The following is a 24,629-nucleotide window of genomic DNA, read 5'->3' as shown; positions in this document are numbered from 1 at the left end:
AAGGTGTCTTTTCTTTTGTTTCGTTTTCTTTGGACAAGCAAAGAAAATGAAAAGTAGATTTGGTTATGGGTACTTTATTTGATTACAGGTTTAGATTTAAGTCGGAAGATATTCCACAATCAAGGAAATTGATGATACAGGCAAATATAAAAATTAATGAAAACCTACTGGGAAAAATGAATGATAAAAAAGAATCCCCGATGCATTGCATCGGGGATTCTTAATATGGTTATAAAGATTATGGCAACTACCAGCTGATCTCTTCAGATTCACCATTAGGATAGGTAACAGTAACTGTCTGTCATCTAGATGCCAACTCTGTATTTCTAGGTTGCAATATTCCGATTGACATTCTAAAAAGAATTATCGGTATCGGTATTAAAGATTTAAGGAGAAATGAGTCGAAAATCAGAGCAAGAAGTTTGTGAATGGGAATCCTTATCCACAGAATAGGATTCAAAAGCTCCGAGATTCAGCTTTTTGTTTTGAAAAAAGCGCGGAGTTTTGAATCCGATTTTTAGACATAGTCTAAAAAATTCCTTGGAGAAGGTGTCTTTTCTTTTGTTTCGTTTTCTTTGGACAAGCAAAGAAAATGAAAAGTAGATTTGGTTATGGGTACTTTATTTGATTACAGGTTTAGATTTAAGTCGGAAGATATTCCACAATCAAAGAAATTGATGATACAGGCAAACATAAAAATTAATGAAAACCTACTGGGAAAAATGAATGACAAAAAAAAATCCCCGATGCAATGCATCGGGGATTCTTAATATGGTTATAAAGATTATGGCAACTACCAGCTGATCTCTTCAGATTCACCATTAGGATAGGTAACAGTACCTGTCTGATCACAAGTGCCTGCACCAAAGTCCAAGGTAGCTGTCATATCGTTCACTTCCAACTGCATAACACCGGAAGTGATATAGGCACATCCCAGGTTGGCGGATAAAGCTTCGGTCACGGTAAATTCATAGGTTATACCATCTACGGTAATGTCCCACTCTCCTGTACAGGTAACATCGTCTCCTTCAGCATTGATCTGATCCAAATGCCAGCTCAATACCTTGTTGCCCTCCCAGGCTATAATGTTTCCGTTGTCATCCTCAAAAGTGGCATCGGTTGCTATGGTAAAGGTTGGACTATTGGCATCGGAGAAATCGAAAGACAAAGTCTTGGTTCCGTTCAATATATAATCGTTGTAGGTGAAGTCGGTAAAACTAATCTCATAACTCCCCTTGTTGCCATCGGTGTTTCCATTGTTGCCTGTTAATACAATGGTACCGCTTATCGACTTACCATGAATGATACATTGATCGTAAGCAACCGTAATACTTTCATCGGTAAAAGCCAGTGTTGCACACTCTGTGCTGGTCTTGTTAGACTTTCCCGCCTTGTCGTTGATCAGTAATTCAGAAACTAACTCGTCCAGTCCGTCCGAAACGGCATTGACCTGCATTTGGGCTTTCACTTGTTCAGGGGTCAGACTTTCATCATTTAGGCCATTCATAGCATCATTGCTACAAGCGGCGATCAAAACAAGTCCGAAACTTAAAACTAAATAATTAAATGTTTTCATTGTTTGTAGGGTTTAAAACATATTTAACTTGGGCTAAAATAAGCGCTTATATAATATTATGTTAAAAAAAACGCAAATTTTCGACGCAAAGTATACATTATTAAGAATTATCCTACGTATATAACCACTTTAGGCCGATAATACCCTTGGTTATCAGTACCTTAATCCAAAAATCACTGTGATTGCCCCCCCTTTTAATAGTGACATCAATCCAATTGAAACCTAAAATTGTTGTAGTCGTCCCGCTGATAAGCCATTTTTTGCGTAGTGGGCGATATGGCGAAATAGGGCGAAAACGTAGTGGTAATGACGGTCTTTCCATCTGGTAAAAACTCCATAATCCGTAGCCAACCGTCTCCCCCATTGCCATGCCATCCACCGCCCATGGCCTGTGCATTAAAGGTAATCTGGTTCACTTTTTTACCGGCAGCGTTCCTGTCTACCCTAAAGGCGGTATGTCCCCTAAAATTATCAGGGGAACCAATATGACCCGAAAATACCAATTGTACGTTCTTGGAAGGGGCCACTAGCTTTTCCCAAATCGATTTACCATAGTTGGCATCCACTATGGGATAGTTTTCTTTTTCCATATGCTTGTTTTGGGCATTTAGATAGGAATGGGTAAGCATTACCACCGTATGATCTTTATAGATTTCTTTGGAGATCTCACTGTTGGCCCATTGTAAAATAGTATCCCGCGGTGCAAATTCAAGGTTCAGGAACAAGAACTTTTTTTCTTGGGGGGATATCAGTTCATAAGTGGCATTTTCCACCGAGGGCAGGCCGTCTATGTTCTTACCGGCTGCCCTCAAAGCCTTTGCATTCAATAGGTTTTTGTGCACGGGAAAATACTGGCTGTAATTGGATTTTCGGTTTTCAACACTTTTATAGCCAAAGTCGTGGTTACCTGCCGCCAGGATATAGGGAACCTTTCCGTCCAGTCGCCCAAAAGCATGGGAAACGGCCCTCCACTGGTCCCTACTGGGCATATTTCCATTTACCTTGTCCGGCACCAAAAGTTCGTTCTGCTCTACCAAATCGCCAGTACACAGCACCATTTTTATATTTAGGGCATCGATATTTTCACTGATCCAAGCTGTCATGGTTTCCAGGATGCCCTGATTTCTTTCAAATTTCACATAGCTCTGGGTATCCGGAACCAGAATAATGGACCAGGAATCCGGATTGGATAATTTGGGAGCCGTATAGGCTTCTTGTGCCCTTAGAGCAGAGGAATGTATAAAAAGGGTGCAAATTAAAAGGTAATAATAGTGTCTAAGCTTCATTTTGGTAGATTTTGATGGTTGTATGGGATAAATTTAACCTTTTTAGAGTAAGCCCAAATAAGACCCTTGCCCTTATTTCTATTTATTTCTTGGGATTTTAAGATCGGGATAGTTGTATTGGGATACCAAATATGATTATTTTCGTCCCTTACAAAAGCTTAACCGATACCCATGCCCGATTTCCAGAACGAATTGATCCCCTATTTAAAAAAGTACTTTGGTTTTGACCGCTTTAGAAAACAACAAGAGGCCATTATCACGGCGGTGTTGAACAAGGAGGATTGTTTGGTAATCATGCCCACAGGTGGCGGTAAATCCATTTGTTTCCAATTACCCGCCCTTTTGTTCAAGGGCACTACCTTGGTAATTTCGCCCCTAATTGCCTTGATGAAGGATCAGGTAGATGGACTTAACGCCAACGGTATCCCAGCAGCTTTTTTTAATAGTAGTCAGTCTGCCGAAGAACAGCAGGCCATATTGGACAGCACCCATAAGGGGGAGTTAAAGTTGCTATATGTGGCACCGGAAAGTCTACAGGGCCTATCCCCTATCTTAAAAGAGGAGTTTGTTGGTTGTGTGGCGGTGGACGAAGCCCATTGTATCTCCTCCTGGGGGCACGATTTTAGACCGTCTTACCAACAATTGGGATTTTTAAAGGCTTCCCTGCCCCAAACCCCCATTATTGCTTTAACGGCTACCGCGGATAAGGCTACCCGGCAGGATATATTGGCGCAATTGAAGATTCCCAAGGCCAAGCAGTTTTTGGCTTCCTTTGATAGAAAGAATATCTTTCTGGAAGTACGGGCGGCCCATGACCGAGTCTCCCAAATACTTCAATTTATAGAGCAAAGGCCCAACGAATCGGGAATTATATATTGTCTTAGTCGGAAATCCACCGAAACCCTGGTCGAAAAAATTCGCAATAACGGTGTTAAGGCAGCCGCCTACCATGCGGGATTGGATTTTGAAAGTCGCAACCAGGTACAGGAGGATTTTATTTTTGACAAGACCCAGATTGTGTGCGCCACCATTGCCTTTGGGATGGGGATAGACAAGTCTAACGTACGTTGGGTGATACACTACAATATGCCCAAAAATATCGAGGGCTATTATCAGGAAATAGGTAGGTCCGGAAGGGACGGATTAGCGGCACACGCCCTATTGTTCCACAGTTATGCCGATGTAATCCAGTTGCAAAGATTTGCCTCTGGTGCCGCCAATGAGGAAGTACAGTTGGCCAAGTTGGAGCGAATGAAACAGTTTTCGGAGGCCTCGAGCTGTAGAAGAAAGATTTTACTGAGTTATTTTGGAGAGTATTTACAGTCCGATTGTGGCAATTGCGACGTTTGTAAAAATCCACCACAGTTTTTTGATGGCACCGTAATAGCACAAAAGATATTGTCTACCATTGCCAGATTAAAGGAGTCCGAGGCTACGGGAACCGTTATAGATGTGTTGAGGGGAGCCCAAAATGCCAACATCTTGGATAAAAACTATCAGGAAATAAAGACCTATGGTATTGGTAAGGATATTTCATGGAACCATTGGCAGCATTATGCCATACAGCTTATCAACCAGGGTCTCTGTGAGATTGCCTTTCATAAGAACAACGTTCTTCGTCTGACCGATTTGGCCAAGGCCGTATTGTTCAACAACACCAAGGTACAATTGAGTCAGCCCCTGTCCAAAGAAGAACAAATGGCAGTTCGCAAGGAAAGCAAGTCCAAACCAGCTAGTGCAAATTCACTGTTTGAAAAATTACGGCAATTGCGGTTTCAAATTTCTTTGGAAGAGAATATTCCAGCCTATCTGGTCTTTAACGATGCCACCCTTAAGGAAATGGAATCCAAAAAGCCGATGACCAATGAAGCGTTCAAGGAGATCAACGGAGTTGGGCAACGTAAATTGGAGGTTTATGGGGAGATGTTCATCAATGAAATCAAAGCCTTTGTAGAGGCAAAGACCAAGAAGAAGAAAAAGAAGACCAGAAAATCGGATACGGTTTTGGAAACCTATGAGCTGTTCAAGACGGGCGTAGCCGTAGAAGAAATTGCAGAGATCAGGGGCCTAAAGCCCAATACCATCTTGGCACATTTGGAAAAATTGTACCATGAAGGGAAGGATATTGATATATACCGACTCATATCCAAGGAGGATGTAGTAAAAGTAGCAGAGGCCAGGAAAGAACTACAACAGCCGGAAGGCTTAAAACCCTACTTTGAGCATTTTGAAGAAAAAATGGAATACGCTACCATTCGCTTGGCACTCAGCATTATTGAAAGGGAGAAGATTTTATAAATTGAGTTGAAAGTTGAAAGCCGAAAGTCCATCGTCAGTTCAAGTGGAATGCCCCTAGGTATTTTGTATAGACCACTGTTGTTGTGATTAAAATCCCGTTATCAGCACCAAACAAAAAGAGCTCCTTCCCCTGCTTAGGGGAAGGTGGATTCTCCACCTTAAGGTGGGGAATACGGAAGGGGTGCGGGCCCGTGTTTATGAACATAAGCCGCTTTGGCCAAGTATGTGCGACTTCTCTCCCGATGGCTGTCGGGAGCCTGAAAATAGGCTCATGTCGAAGTGACCGTTCAGTCCGTCTGAACACTGTGTGAAACTAGATTAGGCTAAACCTAATATTGAAAATAGCAAGTCATTTCGAATGGATATGAGAAATCGCACAAGTAGTTCCTGACTGTGGTTAAAAGCTTAAAGTTGAATGTTGAAAGTACTATCGTCAGTTCAAGTGGAATGCCCCTAGGTATTTTGTATAGACCACTGTTGTTGTGATTAAAATCCCGTTATCAGCACCAAACAAAAAGAGCTCCTTCCCCTGCTTAAGGGAAGGTGGATTCTCCACCTTAAGGTGGGGAATACGGAAGGGGTGCGGGCCCGTGTTTATGAACATAAGCCGCTTTGGCCAAGTATGTGCGACTTCTCTCCCGATGGCTGTCGGGAGCCTGAAAATAGGCTCATGTCGAAGTGACCATCCAGTCCGTCTGAACACTGTGTGAAACTAGATTAGGCTAAACCTAATATTGAAAATAGAAAGTCATTTCGAATAAATATGAGAAATCGCACAAGTAGCTCCCGACTGTAGTTCAATGTTGAAAGTCCATCGTCAGTTCAAGTGGAATGCCGCTAGGGATTTTGTATAGACCACTGTTGTTGTGCTTAAAATCCCGTTATCGACACCAAACAAAAAGAGCACCTTCCCCTGCTTAGGGGAAGGTGGATTCTCCACCTTAAGGTGGGGAATACGGAAGGGGTGCGGGCCCGTGTTTATGAACATAAGCCGCTTTGGCCAAGTATGTGCGACTTCTCAATCGCCTGAAATAGGCTCATGTGGAAGTGACCATCCAGTCCGTCTGAATGCAGTGGGAAACTAGATTTGGCTAAACCTAATATTAAAAATAGAAAGTCATTTCGAATGAATATGAGAAATCGCACAAGTAGCTCCTGCATGCAGTTTAAAGTTGTAAAGTCGAATGTTAAAAGTTTCTTAGTTTCAAGTTCAAAATTCCAAAAGGTAGATTACAATGGGCAGAAATTGTTTCAAGGTAAATCGGAGATTGAGCGTAGTCGAAATCGAAGTAGGGTAATGAGTTGTAAAGTTGAATGTTAAAAGTTGAATGTTCGGATGTTAAAAGTTCAAGGTTTCAAAGTTTCAAGTTTAAAATTAAAAGTCATTTCGATCGAGCAAAAGCGAGGAGAAATCACACAAGTAGCTCCCGACTGTAGTTCAAGGTTCAAAGTCGAAAGTCCAACGTCAGTTCAAGTGGAATGCCGCTAGGTATTTTGTATAGACCACTGTTGTTGTGATTAAAATCCCGTTATCGACACCAAACAAAAAGAGCTCCTTCCCCTGCTTAGGGGAAGGTGGATTCTCCACCTTAAGGTGGGGAATACGGAAGGGGTGCGGGCCCGTGTTTATGAACATAAGCCGCTTTGGCCAAGTATGTGCGACTTCTCAATCGCCTGAAATAGGCTCATGTGGAAGTGACCGTTCAGTCAGTCTGAACACTGTGGGAAACTAGATTTGGCTAAACCTAAAATATTGAAAATAGAAAGTCATTTCGAATGGATATGAGAAATCGCACAAGTAGCTCCTGACTGTAGTTCAAGGTTGAAAGTTCAAGGTTCAAAGTCGAAAGTCCATCGTCAGTTCGAGTGACGGGACGTTTGGCATTTTGTATAGAAAACTCTTTATGGGGTAGAAAGTTTTTGATAAGAACGACACAAAAAAACTCCTTCCCCCCAGAAAACTTTAGGGAAGGAGCTATGATTTGGTTACAACCTCCGTTAAAAACTAACAGATACCTTGCCCCTGGCAAAAAAAGGTGTTCCAGGGGTAAAATGGATTTCCTCTACCGCCTGCGCCTCGTTGAACAATCTACTGTTGGTAGCAAATTGGGTCTCGTTCCATTCCGTGTCAAAAAGATTGTCCACGATAAGTCCAAAATTCCAATTCTTCCAGGAATAATTTAGATTGAAATCGGTTACAAAATATCCCTTGGCAACAATGGAATTGTCTTCATTGGCAGGTCGGTCCTGTATAAAACGATAGTTCACTCCCCCCGAAAAGTTTTTAAGCCCCTTAAAGCTAAGTCCGCCCGAAGAGGTCAGGTCGGGTGCCAAAGGGATATAATCCTCCCCACTAGTGTCTTCCGCGCTTCTGGCATAGGTATAATTAAGATCGCCATAGGCGTACAACCAATCCGTTAGCTGGTACCTCGCCCCTAGGTCCACCCCAAAACGTTTGGTCTTGCCACTAGGTTCCACAATGCCGGCATCTCCCACATACACAAATTCCTGCTCCATAAAAAGATGCCAAAGGGCCATATTTAATACCAATCGGTTTTTTGGCTTGTAGATGGTCCCTATATCGGCTCCAAAGGCCAAAGGCAATATTCTTTCCCCATTATTGGCAGTAACCACCCTGGTATCATTGGAATGAAAGCCAATTCCGGTCTTGGCATACACCTGTACCTCCTGGGAGGCTTGGTAAATGGCATTCAGCTTGGGACTTAAAACCGTTTTGTTTTCACTCTTTTGGTCATAGGCCGAAGTCAATAAATTTTCATAATCAAATTTTAAATAGTCCAGACGGACCGCGGGATTGATGTTCCACTTATTTATTCTATAATTCATACTGAAAAAGCCATAGGCGTTCAATTCATCAATATTGCCAAAAGCAAGTTGCTCCAGGCTAGTCTTTCTGTTCAAGGTATGGGAAAGTTCCACCTCGTTGATATCGTCATACCTAAACCCTAGGCCCGTATTGAAACTGAACTGTGAATTATTGTCCAAGTGTAGTGTTTTGTCATAACTGGTCTCACCCCCAAGAAGGGTTCTATTTTCCTTTTGCTTTATTTGATCTCCGTTAATGGGATCCTCCAAGAAGAATGTGAAATTGGAATACAGTTCAAAATCATATTTGGAAATAAAGAACTTGGATGTAAGACTACTGTGATGGTCTAATTGCCTGTTATGATTCACCAACAGATTGGTACGGCTGGTATTGCCCCCTTCGGTATCGTCTATGGCGCCAAACCTTCCAATGCTTCCATTGTCTACGGCCCGTTGGGGAATTTGTCCGGAGGCATCCCATTTGCTCTGAAAGTGTGAAGCGGTCAAATTAACTTCGTTACCGGCATCGTCCTTATGGTGGTAGCGTCCCATAATATTGATTCTATTGAAATTCTGGGGAGATTCAAAAACGCCATCGGAAATTAAATATTCTGAAGCGATATAGGCATTGTCATTATCGCTTTCCAGTAGCTTTATCATCCCCAAGCCCCTTAAGGTATTGTATTTACCGACTTCCATACTGACCATGTTTTTATCCAAGGTCTTTTTGGTGGTCAAATCCACATATCCGGCCGTATTAAAATTGCCTTTATCGGCATAGTAAGGTCCCTTACCAAAATCGATATTATCTATGGTTTCCGGAATTATAAAGTGCATATCGGCATAACCTTGGCCATGGGCATGGGATACCATGTTTACGGGTAAGCCATCCACATTTATAGCGATATCGGTTCCGTGGTCAATATCAAATCCCCTTAGGAAAATTTGCTCGGCCTTACCGCCACCGGCATGCTGGCCAATGATGAGGCCAGGAACCTTCCTGAGGATTTCCTGGGAGGATTTAACGGGATCGGATTTAACATCCACGTTTACAAAATTGCTCATGGCATTGATATTGGATACCAATACCACCTGGTCTAAGGACACTGCGGCCTCCTCCAGGACAATCCGAAGGGGGGAATCCAACTGACTTTCCGAAATGAGCAATTCTTTGTTCTGAAATCCAAGACTGTAAAAATAGATACGATCATTTACGCTAACGTTTGCCAGTCTAAAGGCTCCCGAATTATTACTGTAGGCATAATTGCCCGTATTCTTATTGTACACCCCTACTCCACTTAGGGGCACATTATCCTGGTTGGTTATTGTTCCACTTATGGTATGGGCATTTAAGGCACCACAAAGTAAAAGAATCAATAATCCAAAGGTGTTTTTAATCATATTTTTAATTTTTGTTCATAATAGCTAGTAGCTATTTTTGATATATTTTGGGCATATCTATCCATATAAAACCAATGGCTTTGAATGCGATAAAGTTGCATGCCTTTTCTTTAAAGTATCACGGGATTGGACAATAACAATGTAGAAGCTGACCACTTACATCCAGAAATGGATATGGGTTGCTTTTAAAAATTATTATGTTCCAAAAATTAACAAAGGGGCTCGGGAGGAGGTACTATAAGTAATTGAATTCCTTTTGAAGTGTTTTCCTGGATGTGGGAAAAATGGGATTTTTTAAATGTTGCAATAGCTTGGTACGTTCCAAAATGGATCACCACTAGATGTTTGTCCAAATCGGTTTGCACCTTCATTCCGTCGTTGTCTTGATGGCTTGGGGTTGAAGCACTGAATGCCATGCTCATGAAATCTATAACCTCGTGCGTGTGGGGTTTGGAATTGGGTGGATGAGAGTGACTGTGGAAACCTATTTCGTTGGAGTCCATATGTTTTTGGATTTCTGATGTATGGCTCAACGCCCCGGACGGGGCTACATCATGCCAATCGTAGTCCTTAAAATTATGGGAATGGGCGGCCATGGTATGATGCCCTATTCCTTGATCAAACGAATGCGATAAAAAGTGCATCAGTTCCGTTAGCTCCTGCCGTAAAGGCACCAATAAATAGCAGATACCAATAAGCACCGCTACACATTTAAACAACCACGGCTTCAAGCCTTTTTCATTTTTCCAGGTCACCAATACCTTTTTATGCCTTAGCTACAGAATATTTATGCGATGGGTTTCATTTTCGCCGAAAATATAAAATCATAGCGGTTTTACTGTTAAAATATCGTGAAACATTCTTTTTATTCTTTTATGGAGAGGTTAGTAGTGAGTAATTAAAAGAGAGTATTGAGAAGTGGTAAATGGGTATAGTAAATTGGTTGAAAAAGAACCAAGAGCCTAGAAGATAGAAGTTTAAAAGTGTAGAAAGTTCTAACGAATCTAGATTTACATAAATATTGAAAAATAGAAAGTCATTTCGAATGGATATGAGAAATCGCACAAGTAGTTCCCGACTGTAGTTCAAGGTTGAAAGTCGTCATTGTGTTGTATGTGCGACTTCTCAATCGCCTGAAATAGGCTCATGTCGAAGTGACCGTTTAGACCGTCTGAATGCAGTGTGAAACTAGATTTGGCTAAACCTAATATTGAAAATAGAAAGTCATTTCGAATGAATATGAGAAATCGCACAAGTAGCTCCTGACTGTAGTTCAAGGTTCAAAGCCGAAAGTCCATCGTCAGTTCAAGTGGAATGCCGCTAGGTATTTTGTATAGACCACTGTTGTTGTGATTAAAATCCCGTTATCGACACCAAACAAAAAGAGCTCCTTCCCCTGCTTAGGGGAAGGTGGATTCTCCACCTTAAGGTGGGGAATACGGAAGGGGTACGGGCCCGTGTTTATGAACATAAGCCGCTTTGGCCAAGTATGTGCGACTTCTCAATCGCCTGAAAATAGGCTCATGTCGAAGTGACCGTTTAGACCGTCTGAATGCAGTGTGAAACTAGATTTGGCTAAACCTAATATTGAAAATAGAAAGTCATTTCGAATGGATATGGGAAATCGCACAAGTAGCTCCTGACTGTAGTTCAAGGTTCAAAGCCGAAAGTCCATCGTCAGTTCAAGTGGAATGCCGCTAGGTATTTTGTATAGACCACTGTTGTTGTGATTAAAATCCCGTTATCGACACCAAACAAAAAGAGCTCCTTCCCCTGCTTAGGGGAAGGTGGATTCTCCACCTTAAGGTGGGGAATACGGAAGGGGTGCGGGCCCGTGTTTATGAACATAAGCCGCTTTGGCCAAGTATGTGCGACTTCTCTCCCGATGGCTGTCGGGAGCCTGAAATAGGCTCATGTGGAAGTGACCATCCAGTCCGTCTGAATGCAGTGGGAAACTAGATTTGGCTAAACCTAATATTAAAAATAGAAAGTCATTTCGAATGAATATGAGAAATCGCACAAGTAGCTCCTGACTGTGGTTCAATGTTGAAAGTCAGTTCAAGTGGAATGCCGTTAGGAATTTTATATGGACCACTGTTGTTGTGATTAAAATCCCGTTATCGACACTAAACAAAAAGAGCTCCTTCCCCTGCTTAGGGGAAGGTGGATTCTCCACCTTAAGGTGGGGAATACGGAAGGGGTGCGGGCCCGTGTTTATGAACATAAGCCGCTTTGGCCAAGTATGTGCGACTTCTCTCCCGATGGCTGTCGGGAGCCTGAAATAGGCTCATGTGGAAGTGACCGTTCAGTCCGTCTGAATGCAGTGGGAAACTAGATTTTGCTAAACCTAATATTGAAAATAGAAAGTCATTTCGAATGGATATGAGAAATCGCACAAGTAGCTCCCGACTGTGGTTCAAAGTTGAAGGTTCAAAGCCGAAAGTCCAACGTCAGTTCAAGTGGAATGCCGTTAGGAATTTTGTATGGACCACTGTTGTTGTGCTTGAAATCCCGTTATCAGCACCAAACAAAAAAACTCCTTCCCCTTAGCAGGCCTGTCCCGCGTTTTCCGCGGAACTGAGGTGGGGAATACGGAAGGGGTGCGGGCCCGTGTTTATGCTTACAAACCACATGGGCCAAGTATTTAATACCAATTATAAATCGCCTGTAAACCATGTTTGGACCTACGGGGAAGTGTTATTTCAGCATATATCAAATAAAAAATTAACAATAAAACAACAATTTGATTCCAATTGCGTTCTTAAAAAAAAGTAATTTTATATCACAAAAAAAGTTAGTTATGGCATTTTTATCACCGCAGATTGAAGCTTTGGCCAAAAGAAAAAAAGAACAATCCCTTGTTAAAAAAACCGATTCGTGTGGTATTTTTCAGGAATATGGGAAATTGGAAAAGATACAAAACCCCCAGGATAGCAAATAGCCTACTTTGTTGGGCCTTGTCAATCCTTTGGAAATAAGCTCGTGTCCAATCCGGGAATGAGTTTTAGTGCATTCTTATAATATAACTTTTTAAGTACTTCATCGGGTAGGTCCATTCCGTACATGGCCCAGAAAGCATGGTATTTTTTATGATACGGGAAGTATTCATCATCGGATTCCAACACCCTAAAATAGGTAGGAAATTCTTCCGGTTTCCAACTATCCTTACCAAATAGGACCCGGTCCTGATATTTTACAAAGAATTTATGGGCATTTTTTGGTTGTCGGCCCAATTCTGCAATAATGGCCCCTATTCCTACATACATATTGGGTATTTCGTCCATTAAACGTGCCAGGGTACCCAAGTCGTTGGCATACCATCCCATATGGGCATTTATAAAGTTCGTTTTCGGATGCTTTTTAAACATTCTGTGCTGTTCCCCTATAATTTGTTCCCAAGGGGCTGGATCGGTTGCCGAGCGCTTTCTCCTAGGGTGTGTCTTTAGTTCCAGCCACCTTTCGTTATCCGAATCTACCTCATCCCAAAAAGGTTTTGGGTCGGCCGAGTGGATAAGGACAGGTACTCCCAATTCCCCACATTTTTCCCAAATAGCGCTTAAGCGGTCATCATCTACTGCCAATCGTTTTCCAGAAGCATCTTTATCCCGAAGTCCAAGACTTTTATACACCTTAAGTCCCTTGGCCCCGTTCTTGATATCGGCTTCCAATTGTGCAACTGCCTTCTCGGACCAGCCAGGTTTTCCAACCCCGTCAAAATCAACATTGGCAAAAACCGCAAATCTGTTGGGGTAATGGTTTTTAATATTTTCCAAAGATTGTTTTATCCTTTCTCCCGAACCACCACTAAGGTTGACCATAATTGCCAAATTGAGTTTATCCATATCCGCGATAAGTAGGGAAAGATCCTGATTTGGCATTCGATACTGATGGCCATGGACATCTATAAATGGGAACTTGGCCCTGTGAATTTCCTTTCCTGGGACTTTAAGGGTCGATATAGGGTTGTATTCCTCGAAGCCCATTTCCTGTGAGAAGGCTTCATTGGAAAAGGCTATAATCAATATACAAAGAGGGACTAAATTCTTTAAAATCATTATGTCATTAAATTAGATTCTAAATTTATGTTATATAGTGGACAACCTAAAGTTTGAAGCTTAAAAAATTTCCAGAACATTAAATGTTTGACTTTAGCTTTACAACTGCAAGTTGAACTAATCCCGCCTTTTTCGGCGGGATCTAGGTTCAATATCTCGGCCTTAGGGAGAGATTATCTCTTTGCGGCTATCCACTCATAAAGAAGGAGATTGCTTCTTCGCCCTAGCTCCTCGCAATGACGTTTAGGTTTTTGGATTAAATAACTTTTAACATTGAATCTTGGAACAGCCAACTGTTCAATTTAGTTACCAGTGACCACTGACTACTGATTACTCTTTTTTACCCGTTCATATTCTTCCAAGGTGTCGATGTCGAGCTCTTTTCCGTCAGCGGCTATGCCCATAACATCGCTTGGGTGGGATTTGATGATTTCCCTAGCACCATGGTCCGAATTCAATTCCATAAGGGCCTTAAAATGGATCTTTCCAAAAATGGCGGGCACTCCTACCCTATCGACATATTTGGTGGCTACAATGCTGTGTTGGGAATTGGAAAAATTATCGATAAGTACATTTAAATACTGATCATCTATCAAGGGCTGGTCGGTCAGCATAACCATAATTCCCCCATATACTTGGTCCTGTCCCAGAAGGTGCTTGGTACCACAGGCAATGGAATTCCCCAATCCCATTTTCCAATCGGGGTTATATATTGTTTCACAGTGCCTAAAGTCGGTTGCCTGTTGTATCTCCTCCTGATAGGCTCCTAATACCGTCAATACTTTAGTGGCCTTGGAGTAACGTGCATTATTTAGGGCATTGCCCATCAAAGTGCTGTCGCCCCAAGGCAACAACTGCTTTATGGCCTTCATCCGGGAGGAAGTGCCGGCCGCCATGATCAGAATCGCTACATGTAAGTCTTTCGGCATCAATCGTGAATTCCGGTTTTCTTGTTTTTTAAGGGCATGGGTTCCTTTTCCCTTATGACCGATAAGATTTCGGCAACAATGGATATGGCAATTTCCTGTGGGGTCTCCGCACCAATATTGAGTCCGGCAGGACCATAGATTCCGTCCAGAAAGTCATAGCTAATCTCCGGGCTTAGTTCCATGAGTTCGTTAAATAGTTGTTCCCTTCTTTTGTAAGGACCTAAAAGACCTAAATATGTGGGTTTTGAGTCCTTCAATCTTAATAAATACTTTAAGTCTTTGGAATAGCTGTGGTTCATTAGAACAATGGCCGTATGCCGATCTATTTCGTCCACTGGAAAGCTCTCAGGTAAAATCCCAAGAAAGTCATGGGCCCCTTCGAAATCCAAGATATTTTTTTCCTCGGAGGGGTCGGTAACGATGGTCACTTCCCAACCAGCCATAGAGGCAAAGCTACATAACTGTACCGCATCATGTTCGGCTCCAATAAGGAATAGTTTAAAACAGGGTTTCATGCTTTGCTCAAAAACCTCAAGTTTATCATGGGGACGGAAACCCGTCAAAAGTGGCAATGGTTCCTGTCCAAAAACGACTGTTGAACCGTAATCGGCATTGGACCCCTCTTTTTTTTCAAAATAGGACCGTATTTCAAAATGTTGTCTCGATGTCAGGGTTTTTTCAAAGGTTTCCAAAAATAGCTTGTCCGGCCTAAAAGGCTCCAATAAAATATACAGAATCCCCTCACAGCCTAGTCTATATCGACCATCATAGGTCATTATTTTGGAAATGTCATCGGTAAAAACGGACTGTGCCTGTCTTACTACTTCCTTTTCAACACAGCCGCCACTTACTGCGCCTATCATATGCGCGTCTTCCAATATCAGCATTCTCACTCCAGGTCTTCTATAGGAGGAGCCATCTAGTGCCACAACCGTGGCCAGAACACATTTTAAGCCCTTTGCAGTGGCCGATTGATATTCCCGTACAATTTTTTTGAGTTCGTGCGTCATACTACATTAGATCTCTGCTAGGGACAAAGGGAGCCAACTCCCCTACTTCATAAGTGCCATTTTTGGGCTCCAAGATTATAAATCCATCCGTATTTACCAAACTGCATAGGTCACCAGATCCATTTTCCTTTACCAGGGAGGCTACTAAATGTCCCCGGTTAAATCCTAATGCAACCCTTAGCAGCAAAGTTAAGTCGCCCTTCACTGCCACGGCCTCCTTAAGGATAACATCTATTTTGGGCAGCGGAAGCCCCAAGGACAGTCTTAACCAATCCTTAAAGTAGACATTGTAATTGGCAAAGGTGGATACAGGGTTACCGGGAAAGGAAAATACCACTGTGTTGGTTTCTCTTTGAATTCCGAACCAAAACGGTTTTCCCGGACGTTGGAAAACTCCGTGAAATATTTTTTCTACACCCAATTCCTCCAATACTAGGGGAAGAAAATCGAATTTACCTTTAGATACCCCCCCGCTCAATAGTACGGCATTGTGCTCCTTTAAAGTATGGTCAAGGGCTTTTTTAATACTATCTTTTTTATCAGGTAAATGGATTTTGGTAGGGACAATACCTTCAAGGGACAATGCCGCATACAAGGTATGGATGTTGGATTTGCGTATTTGGTGGGGCAAGGGGATTTCTTCTACCTCTACCAATTCGTTCCCCGTGGATACAACGGCTATTTTAGGCAGGGTGCGCACCTTGACGGATGCCTTTCCTACAGCAGCCAATACTCCTATTTCTGCGGCCGAAATGGCGCTGTGTTTTTTTAAGACCAGACCTCCCCTTTGCCGATCACTTCCGTTTAGGTGAATATCCTGCCCTTTGTTGGGTTTTTTGGTTAGTGTGGCCGTTCCATTTTCAATATGGAGATGTTCGTACATTACCACGGTGTCCGCATTTTCAGGAACCACGGCCCCGGTCATTATTTCAAGACAATTGGAAGGGTCCAACAAGCGTTGTGAAGGCATGCCTGCTGCCAATACGCCCTCTATTGTAAATTTGGTCTGCCCTTTTTCAACGGCATCGTAGTTAATGGCAATTCCGTCTTTGGTGGCCCTGTTGAAAGGAGGGAAATTTCTATCGGCCACAATGTCTTCCGCAAGGATTCGGCCCATGGCCTTGACAAGGGGAACCTCTTCATTCCCAAAGTCCTGATGAAGGTCCATTACTTTTTTATATGCGTCTTTAAAGGAAATCATGCTACACAAGTTACAATTAATAGGAGATTTGTTAAAGGCTTATCTTTTGTATTTCCCTCCAGGTTATGGGTTTTATGTTCCTTTCCTTAAGTAATGCCACGGTATTGGGGTTGGTGAAAAAGTCGAAATCCATTTGACGCCAAAGGGAACCAAAATTGGGATGGTCTGTACACACTTGTTTCATTTCCATATTGTCAAAGGCCGGATGTATTAAAATTATATTGAATCCCGCTTTTAGGTTTTCCAGCATATTGGTATACACTGGACCCAAGCCAGTACTTTTCATTGCGCCGAAATTGCCCATATGAACTGCATTTACGATGCTGTCGGAGGTCTGGAGCGAATCGGGATTGCCAACGTCTTCCAGCAGTTGATCGCTTAAAAAAATAGGTAGTTGATATTCCCTGCCCAATTCCCTGTAAACGCTTAGGAGTTCCTTGGTGAGGCCCAAAGTGTACATATGGGAATCCAAATGGGTAGGTGTTATCCCAGCCGCCAAGGCCCTATCAATTTGCGCTTTCAGTTCCTTTTTAACCTCCTGTGGCTTAGCCCATTTCTTTACCTGATCCCTTTTGGCATGGAAATGCCCCTGTTGGTCCACCAAACTTGGCACCTCGGAATAAGGGAGAACGGGTCCAAATTTGTAATGTTTCCACTCGCAGGTCAACGTCAGGTGAATGCCACAGTCGTGCTGCGGCTGATTTTTGGCAAAATTGGCCATATCCCAAAACCATGGACAGGGAACCATGATACTATAGGAATTTACAATCCCCTTTTCCAATGCCTCTATGGTGGCCGCATTTTCGGAACATGATAGGCCAGCGTCATCGGCATGAACCATTAAAAGGATATCCTCTTTCTTGCACCCTAATTGTTCTAGATCAAAATGTTTGGCCATATTGTTCGGTCTTGTGGATATTTCAGATAATCAAAAAAAATAGGTTTACTTCTGAAGGGCAAGGAATTGGTCCACTCCCCCTAATATATTATAGAGCTCAAGCTCAGGATTTATTCCTTCCAAGATTCTTACCGCCATACCACTCCTTTTGCCGGATTGACAGAGGAGGTAGATCGGATTTAGGGAGTCCAGTTCCTCTGTCCGGTCCTTCAATTCGTTTAATGGGATATTAAGGGCCTTAAGTTGGGGCAATGAAAAATTTTCAAATTCTTCCTTCGTTCTTACATCGATTATTTGAACGTGCTTTTGAATTTTCAATCTGTTTTCAAATTCTTCAATACCAATGTTTTTATCCACCTTACAAACCTCTGTCCCATAGGATTCCAGGAGTTTTTTTATAGCGGTATTTTGGGGTTTAAGATTAAAAGTAATGGTTTGATATGATTGATTTAACCCATTGAATAACAATAATTTACCGTTTAAAACTTTCCCAACACCACTAATTATTTTTACGGTTTCCAAAGCCTGAAGATTTCCTATGATACCTGGAATAACCCCTAATACCCCATTCTCGTTGCAATTGGGGATTTCTTCCAGGGTAGGCATATTGGGAAACAAACACCTATAGGTGGGGCCCCCTTGATAATTGAAGACGCTAAGTTGCCCCTCGAATCCCTGTATAGCTCCGGATACAAATGGTTTTTTTAGGATTACACAGGCATCGTTGATCAAATAGCGCGTGGGAAAATTATCGGAGCCATCCACTATCACGTCAAACTGGGAAATAATCTCTAAGGCATTGTGTTTGGTGAGAAAAGTATCAAAGGTTTTAAATTGCGTATTGGAATTCTGGGCACTCAATCGCTCCAGTACAACTTCAATTTTAGACCTTCCCAAATCCTTTTCCGTATACAGCACTTGTCGTTGCAGATTGGTGATTTCGATATCATCCTGCTCAATTACACCAATAGTTCCAACCCCCATGGCATTCAAATACTGTAACACAGGAATGCCCAATCCGCCGGCACCCACCACCAAAACACTGGAGTTTTTAAGCTTTTGTTGGGCCTGCAGTCCAAAATCCTTTAAAACGGTCTGTCTCTGATATCTATTGGTGTTCATAAACAATTGGCAATCCAAGTTTTATAATTTACCTACCACCTACTTTTCCTAATTGTGGGCTAATTTTAGCAATACTTTTTCGTAATCCTCCTTAAAGTTGGCATTCCATAATACTTCTTCATTTTCAGGAAACACCAATTTAATATCTTCATTGATCAAAAATTTCCGGGGACAGGTACCAGGCCCGTTATTCAGGTAATCCAATGACTTTTGCAAACCTCTGGGTTCCCAAATGGCACATAAAGGTTCGGGCAAACCACTTTCCCTTGTGGCAAAGGCCGTAGCCATTTTGTTTGGGTTCCGTAAATCGATCAACTGCTCCAAAGCGTCCTGATCCATCAGAGGCAGATCGCAGGCCAATACCAACCATGCCACGTTCTGATTAAAGTTATGGGCGCTTAAAAGTCCGTTGTAGGGACCTTTAAATTGGTTCTCATCAATAATAAGTTGGTGATCTGGAGTGAATTCTGAAACCTGTTCCCCTCGGATGCTCATATAAGTTTGGTCGCATACCGTTTGCAATAGTTGATACAAATATTCGCGTTGTGCTATGCCATGGTATTCTATCAAACCTTTGTCGGTTCCCATTCTGGTACTTTTTCCACCGGTAAGTACTAGACCATATATTTTAGTGGAGTTCATTATTTGTAGTTATTATTTTATTCCCTAGCCAAATACTACTTTGTCCCAAGCCGTATAAAGCTGGCATTAACCTCCTATGGAGGTCATTGAATTTTCAAATATTCCATCATATTTTTCCTGTTCCTCAAAACCAGTTTTGGATCTGCTGCCAATAGCTTTAAGGATATGCTCCTTAATCCGGGTTTCTACCTTGTCCCCTCTCATCACTTCCCTTAAATTCATTCTGGGCTTGCCATACAAACAGGTTATAACATCGCCCGTGGCCGATATTCTTAGTCGATTACAACTCCCGCAAAAGGTTCTGGTAAAGGAGGGAATAAGTCCAAAAGTACCTTTATGTCCTTTTATCTTATAATTTATGGAGGTGGAGGTCTTGGGCGATTCCAACTTGGTTATTTCAGGATATTCAGATTGGATATGCTCCAATATTTTTTTATAATCCCAGGCAATGGTATTGAAGGACTTGGAGCCACCATTGAACGGCATTTCCTCCAAGAAGCGCACGGAAACCGGGTAATGCTTCATAACCTCCAGAATGGGGATAATGTCTTGGGTATTTTGATTTTCCAGGGCAATAAAGTTGATACGGACGTTGAAACCTTCCGTTATCAGTTGAATTAGATTGTTATATACGGTATCATATTGATTACGTCTTGTGATGCGTTCAAAGGTGTTTTTATCAATGGCATCCAAACTAACATTGATGTTTTTGATCCCCAAGCTTTTTAATTCTTGAATATAGGGCCCTATAAGGGTGGCATTGGTAGTAATGGAAATATCCTGAAGACCTTTTAAGGACGAAAGTTTGCGCAATAATACCATTAGGTCTTTTCTAACAAAGGGTTCCCCTCCGGTAATCCTTATTTTTTCTATCCCCTGCCCTACCATAATTTCGCTCAATTTACAGAGTTCCCCAATCGTGAAAAGGGAGTCTTTTTCGGCAAAATTTATCCCTTCCGAGGGCATACAATAGTTGCAGCGCAGATTACAGCGATCGGTAACCGCCAAGCGTAGATAATTTATTTTCCTATTGTGATTGTCTATCAACATTGATCCTCAATTTTTTACCCACCGAGTGGGATTTTATGCTCCTACCTTTGCCTCTCTATTGGTAGGTAAGCCCTATCCGTTCACACGGCCCATGGAATGTTATGATTGGTTTTTTTCCGATGCCTCCTGTGTTTGCCCTGGGAAAAAAGACTTATCCCCCGCTTACTGGAGGAATGAGTGCAATTTCATCAAAATTATCGATTATGGTATCATCATTTGCATAAGAATTATTGACAGCAACGGCCAAAGAGGATAATTTTTTTAGTTCAGGGTATATTTTGGACAAATATTCCTTAAGCTCTTTAACGGTCTTGGTTTTTTTCGATCCAAATTCGCTGGAACTAGGCATGGACAATGTTGAGCTACCTATAATATCCTTGGTAACACCAAAAAGTAATATCGTCATATCTATCCAATTATTGGTTGGTCGGGGACTTTCATCAATTCCGGGAATTTTGAAAACGGCTGCTGGGTAAGTCTATTTCCCGTAGCGGCCTTAATGGCATTGGCCACTGCTGCCCCTGCCGGGGGCAAAGTAGGTTCGCCCAATCCGGTTGGCGCTATTTCATTTTGTATCATATGTGATTCCACTATTGGGATCTCTCCCATCCTTATCAAGCGGTACTTATCATAGTTCTGGGACTGGGGTTTCCCGTCCACAAAAGTTAGTTCGCCATACATGGCATGGCCTACCCCATCTATTACACCACCTTCTATTTGATTTTTGGCACCCAAGGGATTTACTACGATACCACAATCCACAACGCAGGTAACTTTCTTTACAACAGGCATCCCGTTTTCAATCTCAACATCGGCTACCTCCGCTACATGGGAATTATGGCAATAATAGGCGGCAAAGCCTTGGAAGACGCCATCCCCTTTTTTGCCCCAACCTGATTTGTCCACGGCAACTTTAATAACATTTTGCATACGTTCCGGGGAATACTGGATACGCTCGTCCGTGGTACCTTTTACTTTTTCCAAAAGGTCCAAACGTAACTGAATGCGATCCACTTCCATGGTCTCTGCCAGTTCATCAAAAAAACTTTGTTCGGCAAATGCCAGGAAATTGGTATAAGGGGCTCTCCACGCCCCGGTAGTAATATTGCTTTGGTAATTGGCTACATCCACTTGGTAATTCTCAATGGCCCCTGCAGGGAAGAAATTGGGTATTAATCCGTACATGTTTCCGCCAACAGCTGCTTCTTTTAAGTGGTAGGCGGTTACTTGTCCATTTTTTATAGCCGCCTTGATCCTGTATTTTATAGCTGGTCTATATACCCCTGCCGTCATATCGTCCTCTCTGGAAAACACCAATTTGACAGGTTTTTTTATGGCCTCGGCAATTTCCGCAACTTCGTATACAAAATCCCCGTACAATCGCCTTCCAAAGCCACCTCCCATGCGTGTCATTTCCAAATGAACGTCCTTAACATCCCTGCCCAACATACCTGCTACCGCATTGGCGGCGTATTCGGGGGTCTGCACCGGTCCCACCAAATGGATTTTTTCATCGGTAATATTGGCGAAAAAATTCATGGGCTCCATACAGTTATGTGGTAGGAAGGGGGATTCGTAGGTGCGTTCCAATATTTTATCGGCCTGGGAAAAGGCTTTGTCAATATTCCCATCCTTTCTCAAGGTCTTGAACTCCTTTCCATCCAGGAGACCTAATAATTGTTCATCCTGATACTCTGTACTTTCCATAACGGCATCATCTACCCAGGTGGCGGATAGGGCTTCCTTGGCTTTTAGGGCTTCCCAGGTAGTTTTGGCAATGACCACCACTTTATCACTTTTGCCCATAGCCGCTGTCCAGTTGCCTACCCCTTCTTTTGTAAGTTCCTTGGCCTTCTCCCCTATTCTAATTACATCCAAAACACCAGGCATGGACTTGGCCTTCGTATCGTCATAGGTGTCCAATATTTTACCAAAGGCGGGAGGTCGTAAGACACAGGCATATACCATACCCTCTACTTTGTAATCCAATCCGAAAAGGGGTTTTCCAGTGATTATTTTATCAATATCCACATTTCGGGCATCGGTTCCAATAATCTTGAAATCCTTTATCTCCTTAAGGGTAATATTTTCTGGAACTTCCATTGCTGCGGCCTCCTTGACTACATCACCATACCCAAAAGTCTCCCCATTGGCATTGGTGATTATCCCTTCCGAGGTGCTACATTCCGAAGGATCTACACCCCATTTGGCAGCAGCGGCATTAATCAACATTTGGCGCGCCGTGGCCCCAGTCTGTCTCAAGGGCCCCCATGATTGTCGGATAGATTGGCTACCACCGGCAATCTGGCCCGAATAATTCTCGGTATCCAAGATGGCTTGTTCAACGTAAACCATGTTCCAGGCTACGTCCAATTCTTCGGCAATCAACATGGGCATTGCTGTTTTAACACCCTGTCCTATTTCAGGATTGGGTGAAAATAGGGTCACCGCACCATTATCTGCAATTTTTATAAAGGCATTGAAATCATTAAAATTTAATTGGGAAATATCTACTGGGGGCTGCACCTTAGGTTTACAGGCCGTAAAAAGGTTAAAGCCTATGAGGAGTCCGCCACTGGCCAAGGATGATGTTCTAATGAATGCCCGTCTGTTGAATGTTACTGATGATGTCGACATAATTTTTTGTTTTTCCCTCTATGTTCCGAGGATTTGGTTTTGTGTGTAAGCGAATATGGCAGCCTATATTTCCATTGGGAAAAGGCCTATCCTATTTTTGTAGCGGCAATTTCCACGGCCCTATGAATCCTAGTGTAGGAAGCACATCGGCAAATATTGCCGTGCATGGCCGTTTTTATTTCGTCCGATGTTGGATTTGGATTTTTGTCCAGAAAAGCGGAGGCCGTCATTATTTGACCTGCCTGACAATAACCGCATTGGGGAACATCCACTTCTTTCCAGGCCAATTGTACAGGGTGGTCGCCATTTTTGGAAAGTCCTTCAATGGTAGTAATATGCTGTCCGGCTACCGAAGCAACGGGTAAAGAACAACTTCTTACCGCATTACCGTCCAAATGTACCGTGCACGCTCCGCACTGTGCTATCCCACATCCATACTTTGTTCCTACCAAATCCAAATGATCGCGTAGCACCCATAATAAAGGTGTGTCTTCCGCAACATCTACACTTTTGGAAACCCCGTTTACATTGATATCGTATTTTGGCATAGTGACTGATTTTAGATTGATAAAAAAAATACTCTACAAGTTACCAAATTTAGGGAAAGGATGTGTCACTTTAACAGTTTGTTAAGGGCGTACTTCCTTCCAATCTGGCTGTTTTGCTTGAAAATTCAACAAATATATTTCAGCCTTTAATAGGATTGAACAATCCACTAAATCTAAAGGGAGCTTTTATCCAAAAAGCAATCCACATTGGGATGCAACCATAAAAAGGAAGCAGGTAAGAAAGTGGTTATTTCCCTATTCAATAATTTTTTGATGGCTTTTTTCTTGCTCGGCCCTGTGACCAACAGGATAATTTTCTTTGATTTTAAAATGTTGGCCATCCCCAAGGTTAAGCCATAAGTGGGTCTGGTCTTCATTTTATTGGCCATGGGATGCTTTAGGGAAGATTCACTTAAATCCGCAATATGACAATCTGGAATCAGGGATTTTGAAGGTTCGTTAAATCCTAAATGCCCATTTTTCCCCAAGCCAAGGATACAGATATCTATAGGACCGTGTTCCTGGATTTCGTTTTCCATACGATCGCATTCCTTTTTTGCATCGGTTGGGCTACTGTCGAATGACAAATAATTGCTTTTTGAAATCTGTAAGGGTTCAAGGACTTTTTTCTGAAGGTAATAATCACTGGTATTTGGATAATCTCCATTGGTTCCGCCCCATTCATCCAGTTTTATAATTTTTATTTCCTTAAAACTATTGGACGTGCTTTTGTTGTGATCCGCCAATTTTTCATAAAGCCTTTCAGGCGAATTGCCTGTAGCGGTACAGATCAACTGCTGTGGTTTTGCTTTTAAACTGGTCAATAGATAATCAAAAGCCATCTGGCTCATGCCTTCATAATCTGCACAGTAGCGTATATTCATAACAAGCCCAGGCGTTAACTTGCAAAGGGATATGTAAAATACAAAAATTTAGCGTTGGTCGTACATCTCGGCCAAAGTTTTCACCATCCACTTCCATGTATCATATAGGAGTCCAATATGTAACAAAAACATAAGGGGGCGGTAGCTTCATGGGCCGGGTTGCAATAGTGCCATTAAATACGGATGTCTTTATAATTGCGGAATGGAACAGCTGTGGAATAAGCCTCTGAAAAATGTGAATAAAGTCTTTAACAAATATTAACACC

The 24,629-nt window shown here is 42.3% G+C and carries 18 protein-coding genes; 2 read left to right on the top strand and 16 right to left on the bottom strand.

Annotated features, from left to right (window positions below):
- Window positions 1-793: 793 nt before the first annotated feature.
- Both QSE00_RS22180 and QSE00_RS22175 read right to left on the bottom strand, forming a co-directional pair.
- The gene (locus tag QSE00_RS22180) at window positions 794-1,576 is read right to left on the bottom strand and encodes a hypothetical protein (protein ID WP_286107551.1); all 783 of its coding nucleotides are present in this window, start codon (window positions 1,574-1,576) and stop codon (window positions 794-796) included.
- 206 nt (window positions 1,577-1,782) lie between these two features.
- Window positions 1,783-2,862, bottom strand: coding sequence for a metallophosphoesterase (locus QSE00_RS22175; RefSeq protein ID WP_286107550.1), 1,080 nt, complete (start codon window positions 2,860-2,862; stop codon window positions 1,783-1,785).
- A gap of 171 nt (window positions 2,863-3,033) precedes the next feature.
- Here QSE00_RS22175 and recQ point away from each other — a divergent pair, with 171 nt between their 5' ends.
- On the top strand, window positions 3,034-5,160 hold the full coding sequence (gene recQ / locus QSE00_RS22170) for a DNA helicase RecQ (protein ID WP_286107549.1): 2,127 nt from the start codon (window positions 3,034-3,036) through the stop codon (window positions 5,158-5,160).
- Window positions 5,161-7,158: 1,998 nt separating this feature from the next.
- Here recQ and QSE00_RS22165 read toward each other — a convergent pair.
- Together QSE00_RS22165 and QSE00_RS22160 are read right to left on the bottom strand one after the other, a co-directional pair.
- Window positions 7,159-9,387, bottom strand: a complete 2,229-nt coding sequence (locus tag QSE00_RS22165) for a TonB-dependent receptor (RefSeq protein WP_286107548.1) — start codon at window positions 9,385-9,387, stop codon at window positions 7,159-7,161.
- Window positions 9,388-9,596: 209 nt separating this feature from the next.
- Entirely contained in the window at window positions 9,597-10,142 is a 546-nt protein-coding gene (locus QSE00_RS22160) for a hypothetical protein (protein WP_286107547.1), read from the bottom strand.
- A gap of 2,045 nt (window positions 10,143-12,187) precedes the next feature.
- Between QSE00_RS22160 and QSE00_RS22155 the strand changes: the two genes are divergently transcribed.
- Window positions 12,188-12,328, top strand: a complete 141-nt coding sequence (locus tag QSE00_RS22155; protein WP_181422832.1) for a hypothetical protein — start codon at window positions 12,188-12,190, stop codon at window positions 12,326-12,328.
- A 19-nt stretch (window positions 12,329-12,347) separates the two neighbouring features.
- On the opposite strand, the gene QSE00_RS22150 is transcribed toward QSE00_RS22155, so the two are convergent.
- The 12 genes from QSE00_RS22150 to QSE00_RS22095 form a co-directional block, all read right to left on the bottom strand.
- Window positions 12,348-13,442 (bottom strand): amidohydrolase family protein, encoded by a 1,095-nt coding sequence (locus QSE00_RS22150; protein ID WP_286107546.1) that lies wholly within the window; start codon window positions 13,440-13,442, stop codon window positions 12,348-12,350.
- Between the two features lie 323 nt (window positions 13,443-13,765).
- Window positions 13,766-14,371 (bottom strand): nucleotidyltransferase family protein, encoded by a 606-nt coding sequence (locus QSE00_RS22145; RefSeq protein ID WP_286107545.1) that lies wholly within the window; start codon window positions 14,369-14,371, stop codon window positions 13,766-13,768.
- Window positions 14,371-15,381, bottom strand: coding sequence for an XdhC family protein (locus QSE00_RS22140; RefSeq protein ID WP_286107544.1), 1,011 nt, complete (start codon window positions 15,379-15,381; stop codon window positions 14,371-14,373). Before QSE00_RS22140 ends, QSE00_RS22145 begins: the two co-directional genes overlap by 1 nt.
- Before the next feature lies 1 nt (window position 15,382).
- Window positions 15,383-16,582 carry a molybdopterin molybdotransferase MoeA gene (locus QSE00_RS22135; RefSeq protein WP_286107543.1) on the bottom strand — a complete coding sequence of 400 codons (1,200 nt, stop codon included), beginning with the start codon at window positions 16,580-16,582 and terminating at the stop codon, window positions 15,383-15,385.
- 31 nt (window positions 16,583-16,613) lie between these two features.
- Complete coding sequence (locus tag QSE00_RS22130) at window positions 16,614-17,480, bottom strand: polysaccharide deacetylase family protein (RefSeq protein WP_286107542.1); 867 nt, start codon at window positions 17,478-17,480, stop codon at window positions 16,614-16,616.
- Between the two features lie 45 nt (window positions 17,481-17,525).
- Window positions 17,526-18,602 carry a HesA/MoeB/ThiF family protein gene (locus tag QSE00_RS22125; RefSeq protein WP_286107541.1) on the bottom strand — a complete coding sequence of 359 codons (1,077 nt, stop codon included), beginning with the start codon at window positions 18,600-18,602 and terminating at the stop codon, window positions 17,526-17,528.
- Between the two features lie 48 nt (window positions 18,603-18,650).
- On the bottom strand, window positions 18,651-19,244 hold the full coding sequence (locus tag QSE00_RS22120; protein WP_286107540.1) for an NTP transferase domain-containing protein: 594 nt from the start codon (window positions 19,242-19,244) through the stop codon (window positions 18,651-18,653).
- A 66-nt stretch (window positions 19,245-19,310) separates the two neighbouring features.
- On the bottom strand, window positions 19,311-20,294 hold the full coding sequence (moaA, locus tag QSE00_RS22115) for a GTP 3',8-cyclase MoaA (RefSeq protein ID WP_110355258.1): 984 nt from the start codon (window positions 20,292-20,294) through the stop codon (window positions 19,311-19,313).
- 151 nt (window positions 20,295-20,445) lie between these two features.
- Complete coding sequence (locus QSE00_RS22110) at window positions 20,446-20,700, bottom strand: MoaD/ThiS family protein (protein WP_110355259.1); 255 nt, start codon at window positions 20,698-20,700, stop codon at window positions 20,446-20,448.
- A gap of 2 nt (window positions 20,701-20,702) precedes the next feature.
- Entirely contained in the window at window positions 20,703-22,931 is a 2,229-nt protein-coding gene (locus tag QSE00_RS22105) for a xanthine dehydrogenase family protein molybdopterin-binding subunit (RefSeq protein WP_110355260.1), read from the bottom strand.
- Between the two features lie 86 nt (window positions 22,932-23,017).
- Window positions 23,018-23,479 carry a (2Fe-2S)-binding protein gene (locus QSE00_RS22100; RefSeq protein WP_110355261.1) on the bottom strand — a complete coding sequence of 154 codons (462 nt, stop codon included), beginning with the start codon at window positions 23,477-23,479 and terminating at the stop codon, window positions 23,018-23,020.
- Between the two features lie 173 nt (window positions 23,480-23,652).
- Complete coding sequence (locus tag QSE00_RS22095; RefSeq protein WP_286107539.1) at window positions 23,653-24,363, bottom strand: galactosamine-6-phosphate isomerase; 711 nt, start codon at window positions 24,361-24,363, stop codon at window positions 23,653-23,655.
- Between the last annotated feature and the right edge of the window lie 266 nt (window positions 24,364-24,629).

The sequence above is a fragment of the Arenibacter flavimaris genome, from assembly GCF_030291335.1.
In the GTDB taxonomy this organism is placed as follows: Bacteria; Bacteroidota; Bacteroidia; order Flavobacteriales; family Flavobacteriaceae; genus Arenibacter.
Note: the sequence above shows the minus strand (reverse complement) of the source record. Positions and strands in the feature narration are given on the sequence as shown.